21 protein-coding genes are annotated in these 18,477 nt (G+C 37.8%); all 21 read left to right on the plus strand.

Annotated elements, in window-relative coordinates; genetic code table 11:
• Window positions 1-34: 34 nt before the first annotated feature.
• The 21 genes from ASF92_RS01600 to ASF92_RS01700 all read left to right on the plus strand — a co-directional run bounded on the left by ASF92_RS01600 (window position 35) and on the right by ASF92_RS01700 (window position 18,454).
• Complete coding sequence (locus ASF92_RS01600) at window positions 35-406, plus strand: NADH-quinone oxidoreductase subunit A (RefSeq protein ID WP_056086841.1); 372 nt, start codon at window positions 35-37, stop codon at window positions 404-406.
• A gap of 201 nt (window positions 407-607) precedes the next feature.
• Entirely contained in the window at window positions 608-1,150 is a 543-nt protein-coding gene (locus tag ASF92_RS01605; RefSeq protein WP_047800906.1) for an NADH-quinone oxidoreductase subunit B, read from the plus strand.
• Window positions 1,150-1,650, plus strand: coding sequence for an NADH-quinone oxidoreductase subunit C (locus ASF92_RS01610; protein ID WP_056086844.1), 501 nt, complete (start codon window positions 1,150-1,152; stop codon window positions 1,648-1,650). Before ASF92_RS01605 ends, ASF92_RS01610 begins: the two co-directional genes overlap by 1 nt.
• A gap of 5 nt (window positions 1,651-1,655) precedes the next feature.
• Window positions 1,656-2,870, plus strand: a complete 1,215-nt coding sequence (locus ASF92_RS01615; protein WP_056086847.1) for an NADH-quinone oxidoreductase subunit D — start codon at window positions 1,656-1,658, stop codon at window positions 2,868-2,870.
• Window positions 2,863-3,375, plus strand: a complete 513-nt coding sequence (gene nuoE, locus ASF92_RS01620; protein WP_056086852.1) for an NAD(P)H-dependent oxidoreductase subunit E — start codon at window positions 2,863-2,865, stop codon at window positions 3,373-3,375. The genes ASF92_RS01615 and nuoE overlap by 8 nt, the downstream gene beginning before the upstream one ends.
• Before the next feature lie 80 nt (window positions 3,376-3,455).
• Entirely contained in the window at window positions 3,456-4,823 is a 1,368-nt protein-coding gene (nuoF, locus tag ASF92_RS01625) for an NADH-quinone oxidoreductase subunit NuoF (RefSeq protein ID WP_056086854.1), read from the plus strand.
• Window positions 4,824-4,916: 93 nt separating this feature from the next.
• Window positions 4,917-5,459, plus strand: coding sequence for an ORF6N domain-containing protein (locus ASF92_RS01630; protein ID WP_056086856.1), 543 nt, complete (start codon window positions 4,917-4,919; stop codon window positions 5,457-5,459).
• A gap of 63 nt (window positions 5,460-5,522) precedes the next feature.
• Window positions 5,523-6,533: a 2Fe-2S iron-sulfur cluster-binding protein gene (locus ASF92_RS01635; protein ID WP_056086859.1), complete on the plus strand. Its 1,011-nt coding sequence runs from the start codon at window positions 5,523-5,525 to the stop codon at window positions 6,531-6,533.
• Window positions 6,533-7,570 (plus strand): NADH-quinone oxidoreductase subunit NuoH, encoded by a 1,038-nt coding sequence (gene nuoH / locus ASF92_RS01640; protein ID WP_056086862.1) that lies wholly within the window; start codon window positions 6,533-6,535, stop codon window positions 7,568-7,570. Before ASF92_RS01635 ends, nuoH begins: the two co-directional genes overlap by 1 nt.
• Before the next feature lie 2 nt (window positions 7,571-7,572).
• Window positions 7,573-8,076, plus strand: a complete 504-nt coding sequence (locus ASF92_RS01645) for an NADH-quinone oxidoreductase subunit I (protein WP_010601899.1) — start codon at window positions 7,573-7,575, stop codon at window positions 8,074-8,076.
• Between the two features lie 133 nt (window positions 8,077-8,209).
• Window positions 8,210-8,713: an NADH-quinone oxidoreductase subunit J gene (locus ASF92_RS01650; RefSeq protein ID WP_056086867.1), complete on the plus strand. Its 504-nt coding sequence runs from the start codon at window positions 8,210-8,212 to the stop codon at window positions 8,711-8,713.
• Window positions 8,713-9,042, plus strand: coding sequence for an NADH-quinone oxidoreductase subunit NuoK (gene nuoK / locus ASF92_RS01655; protein WP_010601897.1), 330 nt, complete (start codon window positions 8,713-8,715; stop codon window positions 9,040-9,042). Before ASF92_RS01650 ends, nuoK begins: the two co-directional genes overlap by 1 nt.
• A gap of 19 nt (window positions 9,043-9,061) precedes the next feature.
• On the plus strand, window positions 9,062-10,957 hold the full coding sequence (gene nuoL, locus ASF92_RS01660) for an NADH-quinone oxidoreductase subunit L (protein WP_157263722.1): 1,896 nt from the start codon (window positions 9,062-9,064) through the stop codon (window positions 10,955-10,957).
• Between the two features lie 20 nt (window positions 10,958-10,977).
• Window positions 10,978-12,459, plus strand: coding sequence for a NuoM family protein (locus ASF92_RS01665; RefSeq protein ID WP_056086875.1), 1,482 nt, complete (start codon window positions 10,978-10,980; stop codon window positions 12,457-12,459).
• A 3-nt stretch (window positions 12,460-12,462) separates the two neighbouring features.
• Window positions 12,463-13,836, plus strand: coding sequence for an NADH-quinone oxidoreductase subunit N (locus ASF92_RS01670; protein ID WP_056086879.1), 1,374 nt, complete (start codon window positions 12,463-12,465; stop codon window positions 13,834-13,836).
• Between the two features lie 47 nt (window positions 13,837-13,883).
• Window positions 13,884-14,540 carry a DedA family protein gene (locus ASF92_RS01675; RefSeq protein ID WP_056086883.1) on the plus strand — a complete coding sequence of 219 codons (657 nt, stop codon included), beginning with the start codon at window positions 13,884-13,886 and terminating at the stop codon, window positions 14,538-14,540.
• 2 nt (window positions 14,541-14,542) lie between these two features.
• Complete coding sequence (locus tag ASF92_RS01680) at window positions 14,543-15,094, plus strand: inorganic diphosphatase (protein ID WP_056086886.1); 552 nt, start codon at window positions 14,543-14,545, stop codon at window positions 15,092-15,094.
• Window positions 15,094-16,518, plus strand: coding sequence for a hemolysin family protein (locus tag ASF92_RS01685; protein ID WP_082489420.1), 1,425 nt, complete (start codon window positions 15,094-15,096; stop codon window positions 16,516-16,518). Before ASF92_RS01680 ends, ASF92_RS01685 begins: the two co-directional genes overlap by 1 nt.
• 8 nt (window positions 16,519-16,526) lie before the next feature.
• The gene (locus tag ASF92_RS01690) at window positions 16,527-17,234 is read left to right on the plus strand and encodes a 16S rRNA (uracil(1498)-N(3))-methyltransferase (protein WP_056086890.1); all 708 of its coding nucleotides are present in this window, start codon (window positions 16,527-16,529) and stop codon (window positions 17,232-17,234) included.
• 131 nt (window positions 17,235-17,365) lie between these two features.
• Window positions 17,366-17,950, plus strand: a complete 585-nt coding sequence (locus ASF92_RS01695; protein ID WP_231729719.1) for a DUF4159 domain-containing protein — start codon at window positions 17,366-17,368, stop codon at window positions 17,948-17,950.
• Between the two features lie 3 nt (window positions 17,951-17,953).
• Entirely contained in the window at window positions 17,954-18,454 is a 501-nt protein-coding gene (locus tag ASF92_RS01700; protein ID WP_056086897.1) for an acetyl-CoA carboxylase biotin carboxyl carrier protein subunit, read from the plus strand.
• The last annotated feature ends 23 nt before the right edge of the window (window positions 18,455-18,477 follow it).

An 18,477-nucleotide genomic window follows, 5' to 3' on the forward strand; every position in this document is an offset into this window, starting at 1 on the left:
TTTTTCTTTTACTTTTGTTCAGAAATACAAAATTATGCAAGCGCAAAGTTCGTCAATAGATTTTTTACCAATTATATTTCAGGTAGTTGTTGCTTTAGGCTTCGTTGTAACAACTTTGGTTGCTACACACTTTTTAGGGCCGAAACGTAAAACCAGTGATAAATTAGAAACTTTTGAGGCCGGTGTTAAGTCAGTAGGTAATGCCCGTCAGCCCTTCTCTATTAAGTATTTTGTCGTCGCCATTTTATTTGTATTGTTTGATGTTGAGGTGATTTTCATGTATCCCTGGGCAGTAAACTTTAGGGACTTAAAAATGGACGGAATGATAGAAATGTTTATTTTTATGGGGACATTGTTGCTGGGCTTTATTTATGTTATTAAGAAAAAAGTATTGGATTGGAACTAGCCAGCTGGCAGTTTTCGGTTTGCAATTTCAAAACTCAGAACAGAAAATTGGCTTCTGAAATTGAAGTGTATCGATTACAATACTCAAGTAGGAAATTATTTAGAAAGGTTCTAAATCAGGTTAAGCTACTTTAATTGCCTTTAAAATATTGTAAATTTGTTGCTCATTCTGCAAAGGGATGAGCATTTTTTGTTTATACACATGAGTGAAATTAATATAGTTGATGCGCCTCCAGGTACCGAAGGGCCTGGCTATTTTGCAACATCTTTAGATAAGGTGATTGGTTTGGCTCGTTCAAATTCTTTATGGCCTTTGCCATTTGCAACTTCCTGTTGCGGAATTGAATTTATGGCAACCATGGGTTCTCACTATGATTTAGGTCGTTTTGGTGCAGAACGCTTGAGTTTTTCTCCTCGTCAGGCAGATGTTTTAATGGTGATGGGAACCATTGCGAAAAAAATGGCTCCGGTATTAAAACAAGTATATATTCAAATGGCAGAACCACGTTGGGTAATGGCTGTTGGTGCTTGTGCAAGTAGTGGAGGTATTTTTGATACTTATTCTGTTTTACAAGGTATTGATGAGGTTATACCGGTAGATGTTTATGTTCCGGGTTGCCCGCCAAGACCTGAAGCTATTTTAGATGGTTTCCAACGTATCCAGGATTTAGTTAAAAACGAATCAGGCAGAAGAAGGAACTCTGATTACTATAAGGATCTTTTAGGTCAATACGGTATTAAATAATGGAAGAGACAACGCTGAATAACACCATCCATATTAAGCTAACTGAAAAGTTTGGCGAAAAAGTTACTGCCATTTCTGAGCCATATGGTTTATTAACTTTTGTAGCCTACAAAGATGTTATTGTAAATGTGCTTTCACATCTTAAGGAAGAATTAAAATTTAATTTTCTTACTGATATTACTGCTGTTCACTATCCGGGCAAAGACCATGGCATTGCTGTTGTTTATCACCTGCATAATATGGTAGAGAAAGTTAGGGTTAGAATTAAGGTTTTCATTTCTGAGCAAAATCCTACCATTCCAACTGCGACAACGGTTTGGAAAGGAGCCAACTGGATGGAGCGTGAAACATACGATTTGTTTGGAGTTAAATTTGAAGGCCACCCTGATTTGCGCCGTATTTTAAATATGGACGATTTAGGCGTACACCCGATGTTAAAACAATATCCTTTGGAAGATCCGAACAGGGTTGATAAAAAAGACGAATTTTTTGGAAGGTAATTTATATGAATCATAACCATCCGGTATTTACAGATAACGACCCGCAAAGTGAACTGGTAACCTTAAATTTAGGTCCGACACACCCTGCAACACATGGCGTTTTTCAAAACGTTTTGCAACTAGACGGCGAGCGTATTGTAAGCGGCGTTTCTACAATTGGGTATATCCACCGTGCTTTCGAGAAGATTGCCGAGCACCGCCCTTTCTATCAAATTACACCACTAACCGATCGCTTGAACTATTGTTCTTCGCCTATTAACAATATGGGCTGGCACATGACGGTTGAAAAATTGTTGAATATCCAAATGCCAAAACGTGTAGATTATCTTCGCGTAATCATTATGGAGCTCTCGCGCATTGCTGACCACATTATCTGTAACACCATTATAGGTCAGGATACAGGTGCAACAACAACTTTTCTCTACCTTTTTCAATTTCGTGAACATATTTACGAAATCTTCGAAGAGGTTTGCGGTGCCCGTTTAACTACTAATATTGGTCGTATTGGTGGTTTTGAAAGAGATTTTAATGAAATTGCTTTTACTAAAATAAATAAATTTTTAAAAGAGTTTCCGATAGCGTTGAAAGAGTTCGAAAACCTCTTAACCCGTAACCGCATTTTTATAGACAGAACAGCAGGTGTTGCTGAAGTAACTAAAGAAACGGCTTTGGAATATAGCTGGACTGGTCCACTTCTTCGTGCAACAGGAGTAGATTATGATGTTCGTGTGAGTGACCCATATTCCTCTTATCAGGATTTCGATTTTGAAATACCAGTAGGAACGAGTGGTGATATTTATGATAGATACTTAGTTCGTAATGAAGAAATGTGGCAAAGTTTGCGCATTATTGAACAGGCAATTGTGAAGTTAAAAACAGAGCCAAAGGGTATCTTCCATGCCGACGTTCCTGAATTTTACCTTCCTCCGAAACAAGAGGTTTATAACAATATGGAGGCATTAATTTATCACTTTAAAATTGTGATGGGCGAAATCGATGCACCGAAGGCAGAAGTTTATCATGCAGTAGAAGGCGGAAATGGTGAGCTTGGTTTCTATCTGATTAACGACGGCGGCCGTACACCATATCGTTTGCACTTTCGCAGACCGAGTTTTATAAATTACCAGATGTTTGCGCCGATGAGTGAAGGCATGTTATTGTCTGATGCCATCATCAACATGAGTAGTATGAATATTATTGCAGGAGAATTAGATGCTTAAAGTAGAAGAACAAACACCTGTAGTGTTCTCATCAGATTTGCTTGCCAAATTTGATGATGTTATAAGTCGTTACCCAGAAGGTAAACATAAATCTGCATTATTGCCATTGCTTCACTTGGTGCAGGCCGAGTTTCTTTGGGTGCCGACATCCGCAATGGATCAAGTTGCTGAATATTTAAATATTCAGCCAATTGAAGTTTATGAAGTAGCAACTTTTTATACCATGTACTTTTTGAAACCCCAGGGTAAATATGCCTTGGAGGTTTGCCGTACGGGTCCTTGCTGCTTGGTTGGCGCAGAAAAAATATTAGATCACTTAGAAAATAAGTTGGGGGTTAAAGAAGGTGAAGTTACATCAGACGGTTTATTCAGCTTTAGAGGAGTTGAATGTTTAGCCGCTTGTGGTTTCGGTCCGGTACTGCAAATTAGTCCGGAATATACTTTCTATGAAAACTTAACGATCGAAAGTGTAGATAAACTGATTGAAGATTTGAAAAATAAATAAGATTTGAGAAACCAGATATGAGATATGAGAATTAGCAATTTGTCTAGATCTCAGGTCTCACATCTCACATCTAAAAAATAATGAGTCGCAAATTATTACTTGAGCATATAAACGTACCGGACATCAATACACTTGAGGTCTATCGCCAAAAAGGTGGGTACCGTGCCGTAGAAAAAGCCCTTAAAACTTTAACACCTGAAGAGATTGTTGAAGAAGTTAAGAAGTCAGGCTTACGCGGTCGTGGTGGTGCGGGTTTCCCAACGGGGATGAAATGGAGCTTTTTGGCTAAGCCTGAAGGCGTTGCACGTTATTTGGTTTGCAATGCTGATGAATCTGAACCGGGAACGTTCAAAGACCGTTATTTGATGACTTACATTCCTCATGCTTTAATCGAGGGCATGATTGTTTCGAGTTTCGCCCTTGGGGCAAAAGTTTCCTACATTTACGTTCGTGGAGAAATGATGCCTCAAATTCGTATTCTGGAAAAAGCAATTGCTGAAGCAAAAGCTGCCGGATGGTTGGGAAAAAATATATTAGGAACAGGCTACGATTTAGAATTATATGTTCAGCCAGGCGGTGGAGCTTATATCTGTGGTGAAGAAACGGCATTATTGGAATCACTTGAAGGCAAACGAGGTAATCCCAGAATTAAGCCACCATTCCCTGCAATTGCAGGTTTATATGGTTGCCCAACAGTGGTAAATAACGTAGAATCGATTGCTGCAGTAGTACCAATTATCAATGATGGTGGCGATGAGTATTCAAAAATTGGTATTGGAAGAAGTACAGGTACTAAACTAATATCAGCCTCTGGAAATTTGGTGAAACCAGGTGTTTATGAAATTGAGTTAGGTTTACCTGTTGAAGAATTTATCTACTCTGATGAATACTGCGGTGGTATAGCGAATGGTAAGAAATTAAAAGCGACGGTTGCAGGTGGTTCATCTGTACCGGTTTTACCAGCTAATTTAACGTTAAAACTCGCTAATGGCGAACCTCGTCTAATGAGCTATGAATCTTTATCCGAAGGTGGTTTTGCTACAGGAACCATGATGGGCTCCGGCGGTTTCATTGCTTTTGATGAGGATCAGTGTATTGTTCGGAATACCTGGAATTTTTCAAGATTTTATCACCACGAAAGTTGCGGACAGTGTTCGCCTTGCCGTGAGGGTACCGGATGGATGGAAAAAGTATTGCATAAAATCGAACATGGTCATGGTTCAATGGATGATGTCGATTTACTTTGGGATATTCAGCGTAAAATTGAAGGAAATACGATTTGCCCATTAGGTGATGCGGCAGCCTGGCCGGTAGCAAGTGCAATTCGACATTTTAGAGATGAGTTTGAATGGCACATTAAAGAGCCGGTTAAGAGCCAGCAACAGAATTATGGTTTAGCAAATTATGCTAATCCGATAGAAAAAGCTCCGGTGACAGAAGAAAAATAATTTAACTTGTTAGTAAGGGTATATAAATATATTAAATCTTAAGGTCACAAGATGTGACCTTAAGATTCAACTTAATAAAGAAAACATATGTAAATGAAAGATGTAATATCACCAGCAATCATCCCCAACGAAGTAATAATCAATAAAATATATCTTTTTAGGGGAGTCAAGGTGATGTTAGATTCTGATTTAGCAGAACTTTTTGGCGTTGAAACTAAACAACTTAAGCAACAAGTTAGAAGAAATATAGAGCGTTTTCCTAAACACTTTATGTTTGAATTAACAAAAGAAGAAAATGAAGTTCTAAGGTCACAATTTGTGACCTTAGAACAAGGAAAATATTCAAAGTACCTCCCGTTTGCTTTTAGCGAACATGGTATTTTGCAACTGTCAACCGTTTTAAAAAGTAAACAGGCGATAGAAGTTAGTATCAAAATTATAGATGTGTTTGTTCAACTTAGAACAATGGTTTTAAGTAATACAGAAATAAGATTAGAAGTAGAGAAAATAAAAAAGAAAGTAGATAGTCAAGACAAGAACATTGAAGTAATATTCAGGTATTTTGATGAACTATTAGAACAAAAAGTGCAGCCAAGAAAAGAAATTGGTTACAAAATCTCGAAAGAGAAGAAATAATAAAATTGGTTCGTGAAAACACGAATCAAGGCGAGACAAAGAAATAAAAGATTATCATTAACCATGAGTGAAAAAGTTAAGGTTACGATAGACGGGATAACAGTAGAGGTTGATAACGGAACCACCATTCTAAATGCTGCAAGGCAAATTGGAGGTGATATTGTTCCGCCAGCGATGTGCTATTATTCTAAATTGGAAGGCAGTGGTGGTAAATGCCGTACTTGTATTGTTAAGGTAACAAAAGGATCAGAGAAAGACCCACGCCCAATGCCGAAATTGGTTGCATCTTGCCGTACAACAGTAATGGATGGCATGGAGGTCTTAAACATTACTTCTCCGGAAGTTTTGGAAGCACGTGCGGGTGTCGTGGAAATTTTATTAATCAACCACCCTTTAGATTGCCCGGTTTGTGACCAGGCAGGTGAATGTGATTTACAAAATCTTGGTTACGAACATGGCTTGCAAAAAACGCGTTATGAGTTTGAACGCCGTACTTTTGAACGAATCGATATTGGCGATAAAATTCAGTTGCACATGAATCGTTGCATTCTGTGTTATCGTTGTGTTTTCACTGCCGACCAGATTACAAATAAACGTGTTCACGGTATCTTAAACCGTGGCGATCATTCAGAAATCTCGACTTATATCCAACAAGCAGTTGATAATGATTTCTCTGGAAATGTAATTGACGTTTGTCCGGTAGGCGCTCTAACTGATAGGACTTTCCGCTTTAAAAATCGTGTTTGGTTTACAAAACCAGTTGATGCACACCGTAATTGCGACCATGAAAAATGTAGTGGTAAGGTTACGCTTTGGTATAAAGGTGAGGATGTATTACGTGTTACAGCTCGTAAAGATCAGTTTGGCGAAGTAGAAAGTTTCATTTGTAATACTTGTAGGTTCGATAAAAAGGCTACATCAGATTGGGTTATTGAGCATCCAACGCATATTGATGATACTTCGGTAATTGCATCCAATCATTACGAAACACTGAAACCTTTGCACGTTATTCAGCCAAATGAGGCTCTGCAAGTAGCAAATGAGATTGAATTACATAAAACAGTTAAATACTAATGGACATAGCTTTTATCATAGAGAAATTCATTCTGGTCGCGGTAATATTCGGTATCAGTTTGGTAATTGCCATGTATTCTACTTATGCAGAACGTAAAGTTGCGGCTTATCTTCAGGACCGTTTAGGCCCGGATAGAGCCGGTCCGTTTGGGATTTTACAGCCGCTTGCTGATGGTGTGAAAATGTTTATGAAGGAAGAAATAATTCCTGCTTCATCAAACAAATGGTTATTTATCGTTGGTCCGGGTTTAGCATTACTTTGCGCCTGTATTGGTACAGCCGTTATACCATGGGGAAGTCCGATGGAAATCGGGGGGAAGATTGTTCCGCTTCAGGTTTCTGACATTAATGTTGGCGTTTTATACATTTTTGGTGTGGTATCACTCGGTGTTTATGGTGTAATGATTGGCGGCTGGGCATCGAATAATAAATATTCGTTGTTAAGCGCTATCCGTGCTGCCTCACAAAACATCAGTTATGAAATTGCAATGGGATTGTCAATTATCGCATTGCTTCTAATGACCAACACTTTAAGCTTAAAAACAATTGTTGAGCAACAACATGGCTGGCATTGGAATGTTTTATATCAACCGTTGGGATTTCTAATTTTCATGGTCTGTTCTTTCGCTGAAACCAACCGTGCGCCTTTTGATTTACCTGAATGTGAAACAGAATTAATCGGTGGTTATCATACCGAGTACTCATCAATGAAATTAGGTTTTTACCTTTTTGCTGAATACATTAATATGTTTGTTTCTTCAGCAGTAATGGCAACCTTATATTTCGGTGGTTACAACTATCCGGGCATGGATTATATGGCAACATTGCTGGGCCCAACTTGGGCGCCTTTATTCGGAACAGCTATTTTGTTTGCTAAAATATTTTTCTTCATCTTTTTCTTTATGTGGGTACGTTGGACAATCCCTCGTTTCCGTTATGATCAATTGATGAATTTAGGTTGGAAAGGTTTGATACCTTTGGCCATTGCTAATATTATAATAACTGGAGTTGTGATTGCGATTATTGAGAAGTTTTAATTATGGAGTCATTAAGTAATAAGAAAAAAGTACTGGAACAAAAGCCGTTGAGCTTTATGGAACGTATGTATCTGCCTGCAATTGCAAAGGGCATGGGCATTACGATCAGCCACTTATTCAAAAAAGAGGCTACAGTAAGATATCCGGAAGTGGAACGTGAATTCTCTGCAAACTTTAGAGGTATGCACTCGCTTAAACGTGATGAGAACGGAAAAGAGCGCTGTACAGCTTGTGGTTTATGTGCGTTATCTTGCCCGGCTGAAGCAATTACAATGATTGCTGCGGAACGCAAGCCAGAAGAAAAACATTTATACCGTGAAGAAAAGTATGCTGCAACGTATGAAATTAATATGTTGCGTTGTATTTTCTGTGGATTATGTGAAGAGGCTTGTCCGAAAGAGGCAATTTATTTAGACGGGCCAATTGTGCCTGCGGATTATCTGCGAAAGGATTTCATTTATGGAAAAGATAAATTGGTTGAAGCTCCGTTGGAGATGAAAAAATAAGTTATGGTTCGTGAGGACACGAACCATGGCAATAGATAAACGGCATTAAGCCTCCGGTTCGTGTCTTCACGAAACGAAATACAAGAATGGTTTGTGGAGACACAAACCATGGACATAAACAAATAATAAATTAATGAGTACACAAGTATTCTATTTCGTAGCCACATTAAGTATCATCTTTTCGCTGATGGTGATTTTTGCAAAAAATCCAATCCACAGCGTTTTGTACTTAATCCTTACTTTTTTCACATTCACTGTGCATTACGTATTGTTGAATGCCCAGTTTTTGGCCGTTGTAAACTTCATTGTTTATATGGGTGCCATCATGGTGCTATTTTTATTCGTATTGATGCTCCTCAACCTGAACAAGGAGACAGAACCGGTAAAATCTCCTTTAATTAAAATTGTAGGCGTAATTGCAGGCTGTTGCTTAATTGTAACCTTAGTGGGTTCATTTAAAGCGGCTACCATTACAAGTCCTTTAATTTTGAAAAATCCTGGATTAGGTTTGGTAGAAAACTTAGGTAAAGAGCTTTTCGGGCCATTCTTATTGCCATTTGAATTATCATCTCTATTACTATTGGCAGCAATGGTTGGAGCCGTTTTATTATCTAAAAGAGATGAGGTAGAAGCATAATGGAAAATTTAACTACACAAATGGCAGGCGTTCCGCTAAATCATTACATTTATTTATGTGCAATTATTTTCACAATTGGCGTAATCGGCGTGTTAACCCGTAGAAATGCAATCGTAATTTTTATGTCGGTAGAGTTGATGTTAAATGCAGTAAACTTGCTTTTAACGGCTTTTTCTGTGCATAGCAATGACCCATCAGGACAGGTTTTTGTATTCTTTATTATGGCCCTTGCAGCTGCGGAGGTAGCAGTCGGTTTGGCGATTATCGTAATGGTTTACAGAAATACGAAATCGATAGATATTAATGTTTTGAATCGCCTTAAGTGGTAAATATATATTAAGAATGACAATAGAACAATTGATTTGGTTAGTTCCGTTACTTCCTTTTTTAGGATTTGTGATTAACGGTCTGGGCAGAAAATCTTTATCCAAAGGGCTTGTTGGTATCATCGGAAGTGGCGTAATTTTGGCTTCGTTCATCATCAGCTTGGCTATCTTCTTTAGCTTACAAGGCGACGCGCAAAAATCTCACGAGGTATTTTTATTCGATTGGATTAGCGCGGGAACATTGCATATTCCACTTTCATTTTTGGTTGACCCGCTGAGCTCAATTATGCTTTTGATTATCACTGGAATCGGTTTCTTAATCCACTTATATTCTACTAGCTACATGCATAATGATGAGGGATTCGGAAAATTCTTCTCTTATCTGAACCTGTTTGTGTTCTTTATGCTACTATTAGTATTAGGCTCAAACTATATCGTTATGTTTATTGGATGGGAAGGCGTAGGTTTATGCTCGTATTTGTTAATTGGTTTCTGGTACACGAACACGGCTTATGCATCGGCAGCAAAAAAAGCTTTCGTAATGAATCGTATTGGCGATTTGGGCTTTTTACTGGGTGTATTCTTAATGTTCAATTTCTTTGGAAGTGTAGAATTCTCTAAAATCTTTCCCCAGGCCGCGAATATGCTACCAGGTAACAATACAATTGTATTAATTACCATTTTATTATTTATCGGAGCTTGCGGTAAATCGGCGCAATTGCCTTTATTTACCTGGTTACCGGATGCGATGGCTGGACCAACACCAGTGTCTGCATTAATTCATGCAGCAACAATGGTTACAGCAGGTATTTACATGATAGCCCGTACAAGTGTATTGTTCGATTTAGCACCAATTACACAACATATTATTTCCATTGTTGGTATTTCAACAGCCTTAGTTGCGGCAATTATTGCTTTAACTCAAACTGATATCAAGAAAGTATTGGCTTATTCAACTGTATCTCAACTGGGCTATATGTTTTTAGGCTTAGGCGTTGGCGCTTATACGGGTTCATTCTTCCATGTATTGACACATGCATTCTTCAAAGCATTATTATTCTTAGGCGCTGGTTCAGTTATTCATGCCATGCACCACGAGCAAGATATGAGGCACATGGGTGGATTGAGAAAAAAACTTCCGGTTACTTTTTTAACCATGATGATTGGTACCATCGCTATTGCCGGTTTACCTCCTTTTTCAGGTTTCTTTTCTAAAGATGAAATCTTGGCAAATGCCTACCAATATAGTCCGATTCTTTGGGGAGTTGGGGTGTTAACCGCATTCCTAACATCTTTTTATATGTTCAGAATGATGTTCCTTACTTTCTCTGGAAAATACAGAGGTACACATCACGAAGAAAGTCATGTACATGAGTCGCCAAAAGCGATGACTATTCCTTTGATCATCCTGGCAATATTAGCTGCGATTGGTGGAGCGATTAACATTCCTCACGTTTTCGGTGGAAACGAATGGTTGGCACATTGGTTAAGCGGTGCTGGCGTTGCACAACACGAATTAGCATTAAGTCATTCAACGGAATTTACCTTAATGGGTGTTTCAGTTGTAGCCGCGATCATCGCTTTGCTTTACGCTTACACCAGATATGTTAAAGGCGCTCGTGTTCCTGTGGCTGATGAAGCACCGCGTTCTGCTTTGGCAAAATTATCTTACAATAAATTTTATTTAGATGAGATTTACGATTTCATCATCACCAAACCTTTAGACGCTTTCTCGAGATTTTTCTACAGAATTATCGACACGAAATTTATAGATGGGATTGTGAATGGACTAGGCTGGAGTACAAACGAGGCAAGTAAAGGAGTTCGTTTATTACAAAGTGGAAACGTTGGTTTCTACATATTTATGATGGTAGCTGGTATCATCGCATTGCTTGCTTATACATTTTATTACATATAAAAAGGGTTCAAAAATAAATAATGGAACAACTTTTACTACTTATATTTCTTCCGCTTGCGGGTGCTATCATTACGACTTTTGCGGGTAAGTCTGCTAAAATCGTCTCGACCGTAATTTCGGTCGCTTCTTTAGGCCTGGCCTTGTTCATTGCCTGTAACTTTATTCCAAATGCAAGTACTCAGTTTGAAGCGAACCTGCCATGGATTTCAGACTTAGGCATTCGTTTTCATGCCGGAATCGATGGCATCAGCATGTTGGTGGTATTGCTTACCAATTTATTGGTGCCGATTATAATTCTATCAAGTTATAAGCATGATTATAAGAATCCATCAGCCTTTTATGCATTAATTTTATTTATGCAAACTGGTTTATTGCTGGTATTTACGGCAATGGATGCATTTTTGTTCTACATCGGTTGGGAAGCAGCTTTAATTCCGATTTATTTCATCTGCGCATTCTGGGGTGGAAAGGATAGGGTTCGCATTAATATGAAATTCTTCGTTTATACGACTGCAGGTTCACTGTTCATGTTAATGGGAATTATTTATTTGTATTTGCAGAATCCTGCTCAAAATTTCGACATTCAGGCATTTTACGCTTTGAACTTAGATAGCGCACAACAAGGCTGGATTTTCTGGGCCTTCTTTATTGCTTTCGCGATTAAGATGCCTATTTTCCCTTTCCATACCTGGCAGCCAGATACCTATACCGCAGCTCCAACTCAAGGGACGATGTTGTTGTCAGGTATTATGTTAAAAATGGGTATTTATGGTGTAATCAGATGGTTATTACCAATCGTACCTACAGGCGTTCAGGATTGGTCTGGTCTGGCGATGGTGTTATCTATTATAGGCATTGTTTACGCCTCACTAATTGCCTTTACGCAGAAAGATGCTAAACGTTTGGTTGCTTATTCCTCTATTGCGCACGTTGGATTAATTGCCGCAGGCATATTCGCATCCTTTAATCTTGGCAATCTTGGTCAGCAAGGGATGCAAGGAGCGATGGTGCAAATGTTAAGTCACGGTATTAACGTGGTAGGTTTGTTCTTCGTTTTGGATATTGTATTTGCAAGAATAAAAACCAATAGGATTGAAGAGTTAGGCGGAATTGCTAAAGTTGCCCCCCAATTGGCAATCACATTCTTAATCATCGTGTTAGGTACAGTCGCTTTGCCAGGAACAAATGGTTTTATTGGAGAGTTCTTATTGTTGATGGGCGTTTATAATTACAGTATTTGGGCGGCGGCAATTGCAGGATTGACAATCATTTTCGGAGCCGTTTACATGTTGCGCATGTATCAAAATGTAATGCTTGGCGAAACCAATCAATTAACGATCACTTTCACCGATATTCAGGGGACTGAAAAATGGGTTCTTTATATCATTTGTGCTCTAATCATCTTTTTGGGTGTTTATCCGAAACCTTTATTGCACTTAACAGAGGCATCTGTACAGCATTTATTAGAACAGGTAAATCAAAAATTAACATCAGTAAAATAAGCAATGAATATTATCATAACCATTAGTATAACCGCTTTTATTGTACTTTATGCAGGTTTGTTTAAAGCAAAAAAAGCCTTATTGCCGCTTACCGTTGTTGGCTTACTCACTGCATTAGGCTTTACTGCTGCTGCATGGAATGGTAACGCCGTTCATTTCGGAATGATGCAAACTGATAATTTCGCTTTGGCATTTTCGGGTGTTTGTATTGTAGGCACACTTTTAATTTTCCTGTTGACTCAAAATTATTTTCATTCAAAAAGTGACAACATAGCAGAATATTATACTTTAATCCTTTTTGCACTTGCGGGGATGATTATGATGGTTTCCTACAAAAATATGGCTATGCTTTTTGTAGGCCTGGAAATTATGTCGGTAAGTTTATATATCCTCGCGGGTATCCGGAAGAAAAATTTTGCATCAAACGAAGCCTCACTAAAATACTTTCTGATGGGCGCTTTCTCTACCGGATTTTTATTATTTGGTATCACCTTAATTTATGGTGCTACGGGTTCATTCGATTTAGACAAAATTCTAGCTTATCTGGTAAATAACAGCAAGGCGATTTCTCCAATCTTTTATCCGGGTGTGATTCTGATGATGATTGGTTTGTGCTTTAAAGTTGGCGCGGCTCCTTTCCATTTTTGGACACCAGATGTTTATGAAGGGTCTCCTACATTAATTACTACCTTCATGAGTACGGTGGTTAAAACGGCAGGGTTTGCAGCTTTTTTAAGATTGTTTGCAGGTGCTTTCGAGCCACTTCATGATTTCTGGGTTGCTCCGTTAACTGTTATCGTTTGTTTAACCTTGTTCATTGGTAACGTTACTGCCCTGTTTCAAAAGAATTTCAAGCGAATGCTGGCGTATTCGAGTATATCTCATGCTGGTTATTTATTGTTTTCATTAGTTGTAATCGGCACAAACTCCCAAAATAGTGTTCTGGTCTATGCGGCTGCGTATACTTTTGCATCAATCATTGCTTTTGCAGTATTGATCTTGGTGAAACAAAAAACTGGAAGCGATAGCTTCGAAAGTTTCAACGGCCTGGGTAAGAAAAACCCTTTGGTTGCTTTATCCCTTACAGTTGCCATGTTGTCATTGGCAGGTATTCCATTAACAGCTGGTTTTATTGGGAAATATTTAATGTTCCTTAATGTAATGGGCGAATACCACACAATTCTTGTTGGATTTGCAATCTTAAACGCATTAATTGGTTTTTATTATTATTTCCAGGTTGTTGTTGCCGTTTGGTTTAAAGATGGCGCGGAAACAGAGCTTTCAACGCCTGGACAATACAGGGTTGTTTTACTGGTTTCGGTTGCTATTACATTAATTTTAGGGATTTATCCCGGGTTAATTTTAAACCTGATATAGGTATGCACTTGTTTAATAATTATTTGTAGTTTTACGAATAATCGACTATGCAAGATTTTTGGAATAACCTGCAACATCTAATTGATCCCGAAAAGCTATTGAGGGAAGGTGGTTTCTATCTCGTTGTATTTGTAATCTATGCAGAAACAGGCTTGTTCTTCGGTTTTTTTCTTCCTGGCGACTATTTGTTATTTTTAGCAGGAATGTTCGTTGCCACGGGCAAGTTGGATGTAAACATTGCAGTTTTACTAGCGGGTTTATGTATTGCTGCAATCTCAGGAAATTTTACAGGTTACTGGTTTGGCCGCAGGACGGGCCCATTATTATACACCAGAAAAGACGGTTTCTTCTTTAAGAAAAAATATTTAAAAGCTGCTGAAGCATATTACAATAAACAAGGGGCATTTGCATTGATTATGGGGCGATTCGTTCCAATTGTAAGAACTTTTGCACCGATTTTTGCTGGAGTTGTAAAACTGGAATTCAAGAAATTTGCTTTTTATAACATAATCGGGGGGATCCTTTGGATTTGTTCACTTACATTATTAGGTTATTTTTTGGGAAAAAGATTTGAAAAAGAGATAAATCATTATTTATTATATATTATTATTGGCTTTATCGTGATAACAACTATCCCTTTATTGATTACCTTTGTAAAAAGTAAAGTAAAAAGCCCTGAAGAGGAAAAGACAGATTTAAATTAAAAATGGCAAAAGACGATCACCACGCATGGCATAGCGTATCTCCCGGTAAAAACGTTCCGGAAATTGTAAACGCAATCATTGAAATACCAAAAGGCTCAAAGGCTAAATATGAAATAGATAAAGAATCCGGCTTAATTAAGTTGGACAGGGTTCTTTTTTCTTCAGTAATGTACCCCGCTAATTACGGTTTTATTCCACAAACCTATTGCGATGACAAGGATCCTTTAGATATCTTAGTGCTTTGCTCAGTTGATGTTTATCCGATGACTTTAATTGAAGCTAAAGTTGTTGGGGTAATGCACATGGTTGATAATGGTGAGCAAGATGATAAAATCATAGCCGTTGCAGCACATGATATGTCGGTTAACTACATTAATGATTTAGACGAATTACCTCCACACCAAATGAAAGAAATTGTACGTTTCTTTCAGGACTATAAAGCACTGGAAGAGAAAAACGTAACCATCGAACATTTATTAGGTGTTCGTTATGCACATAAAGTTATAAGGGAAAGCATAGAACTTTACAATACAACATTTAGAGAATTAGCTTAATGGATTTACCCACGGTCTGTTTATTTTTTAATTTAGAACTAAGTGCAGTTTTACCAACAAATGTAATTTTACTTGCATTAGAAGAACCGGATACCGGTTCTGTTGGTTGGAGATTGTTTTTGGCGTTGTTTTTAGTATTGTTAAACGGATTTTTCGTAGCAGCAGAATTCGCAATCGTAAAAGTAAGGGCCTCACAGATAGAAATTAAAGCAAAATCGGGCAGTCGCGTAGGTAAAATGGCTAAGGGCATCATTCATAACCTTGACGGTTACCTGGCCGCCACCCAATTAGGAATAACGCTTGCATCACTCGGCCTAGGTTGGGTAGGTGAAGGTGTAATGCATACAATTTTTAAAAATCTTTTTTATAGTTTACACTGGGGTTTCAGTGACACATTTATTCACTCAGCATCAACAGTGGTAGCATTTTCTGTGATTACCGTGATGCATATTGTTTTTGGTGAACTCGCTCCCAAATCTTTTGCAATACAAAGACCGGTAGCTACAACTTTATTTGTTGCCGTCCCCTTGCAAATATTTTATGTTGTTTTCAAGCCTTTCATCTGGACCTTGAATAGCTTAGCTGCAGTTATTTTAAAACCATTTGGAATTGATACCTCAGGCGGCCATGAATCTTTACACAGCACAGAAGAACTGCAATTTTTACTCGATCAGGGTAAAGAAAGTGGTGCGCTGGATAACAACGAGCATGAGTTGATTAAAAATGTTTTCGATTTTAATGAGCGCGTAGTTAAGAATATAATGGTGCCGAGAACAAAAATTTCCGGCATTGAACGAACCTCTCCAAAAGAAGAAGTGGTTGACACCATCATAAAAGAAGGTTATTCACGTTTACCTGTTTATGATGAAATCATGGATAAAATTGTAGGTATTATCCATGCAAAAGATATTTTACCGCTGGTTGCATCCGGTAATCCAATCTGGACTGTAAGCGACATCATCCGCAAACCGTATTTTGTGACTGAAACTAAGAAGATCAACGATTTAATGAGTGAGTTGCAAAGCAACCGCATTCAAATCGCAATTGTATTAGACGAATTTGGAGGAACTGCAGGGATGGTTACTTTGGAGGATATTGTAGAGGAACTGGTCGGTGAAATCCAGGATGAATACGATGAAGAAAAGCCGTTGGTTGAAAGAATATCTGATAATGAGTTTATTGTAAATGCCTTCGCAACTGTTTATGATGTAAATGAGCATTTGCCTCACGATTTACCCGAAGATGAAGATTTTGATACTATTGGTGGCCTTGTATCTCATATTTTTGAACGCATTCCGGAGGTGGGAGAGAGTAACGAATCTTACGGCTATCTGTTTACCATTCTTAAGAAAACAGAACAAAATATTGAAACAATTAAATTAGAGTTGGTTATCAATAAAGGAGATATGGTTGATAATCACTAATTTCAACTATGCATATTTTTTATACACCTGATATAACTCAAAAAAATACCTACACACTTAACGAAGAAGAAAGCAAGCATTGTGTGCGCGTATTGCGTTTACCGATCGGTTCGATCGTTAATCTGGTAGATGGTAAAGGTGGATTCTATACGGCCGAAATTACTTCTGATAATCCTAAGAAAGTAAGTTTATCGATATTAAAAGTTGAGTCCGAATTTCATAGAAGAAATCATTATCTGCATATTGCTGTTGCGCCTACGAAAAATATCGATCGCATTGAATGGTTTTTAGAAAAGGCTACGGAGCTTGGCATTGATGAAATTACACCGATAATTGCTGATAGGTCTGAACGTAGAGTGGTTAAGGAAGACAGACTCAATAAAGTTATCACCTCTGCCGTTAAACAATCTATAAAGGCCTATCATCCTAAATTAAATAATGCGATTTCTTACAATGCCTTTATGGATATCCCTTTTGAAGGAGATAAGCTAATCGCACATTGCATTGATAATGAAGAAAAGAAATACATTTCAGATTTAGTAAGCCCACAGCATAGATATTTAATTCTTATTGGTCCTGAAGGCGATTTTACTGCTGATGAAGTTGATTTAGCTTTGAATAAAGGCTTCAAAGCTTTAACTTTAGGAGAAAACAGGTTGCGCACTGAAACCGCTGCGTTGGCTGTTTGTTTTGAAGTTAATTACCTTAACCGATGAGAAGAGTTGAATGTTGTAAGTTGAAAGTTATAAGTTTGAGTTCATTGTTGTTAAAACGATTATGTTTGTTTGTCTTTATTCCCTGTTCTTTATTCCTTGTTCTCGTTTCATTTAGCGTTCCCGCTTACAGGATGGCCAAGCTTAAATATAGCGGAGGTGGGGACTGGTATGCAGATAGAACCGCACTTCCGAATTTAATTGCGTTTTGTAATAGCAATTTAAAAACGAATTTTTTTGCTGAAGAAAGTATTGTTGAAGTGGGTTCTAGAGAACTATTTAATTACCCTTTCGTGTATATGACAGGACATGGAAACGTGGTGTTCAGCGATCAGGAAGTTAGGAACTTAAGGCGATATCTTGCGGGTGGGGGCTTCTTGCATATAGATGATAACTACGGCTTGGATAAATTTATAAGGCCACAAATGAAAAAGGTATTTCCCGAACTAAGTTTCGTTGAGTTGCCATCCAATCATATCCTCTATAACCAGAAATTTAAATTTCCAAATGGATTGCCCAAAATCCATGAGCATGATAATAAACGGCCTCAGGGATTTGCATTAATATACAAAGGCAGGGTTGTATGTTATTATACTTTTGAATGTGATTTGGGAAATGGTTGGGAAGATTTTGGTACTTACCCTGAAGATACACAGGAAACGCGTTTAAAAGCGCTTAAAATGGGCGCTAATTTAGTTCAATATGCTTTAACGCAATAGGATATGTATAAAATAAAAGTTAACGATAAGTTTAATTTTGATGTTGACACAAAAGGTGAATCTATTCTATTAAATAATAAACCTTTAGATGTGAGCATAAGGGATTTTGGTAGCAACCTTTCCCATATCATTTATAATAACAAATCGTTTAATACAGAAATAGTAGAAATTAATAAAATTGAAAAGTTCTGCGTTATTAAGGTTAATGGGAATCGTTATAAAATCGATATAGAAGATCAGTTTGAACAGTTATTAAAACAGATGGGCCTTGATAAGCTGGTTTTAAATAAGGTTGCAGAAATTAAAGCGCCTATGCCTGGTCTGGTTTTGGCAATTAAAGTGTCTGAAGGCGAAGAAGTAAAAAAAGGCGATAATTTATTAGTACTGGAGGCAATGAAAATGGAGAACATTTTAAAATCTCCTGCTGATGGCGTTATAAATAAAATACTGGTCAAACAGAATGATAAAGTTGAGAAGAACCAAATCTTAATACAATTTAAATAAAGATTTGGTTTACCATATAAAAA

The organism is Pedobacter sp. Leaf176 (genome assembly GCF_001424305.1).
GTDB lineage: Bacteria > Bacteroidota > Bacteroidia > Sphingobacteriales > Sphingobacteriaceae > Pedobacter.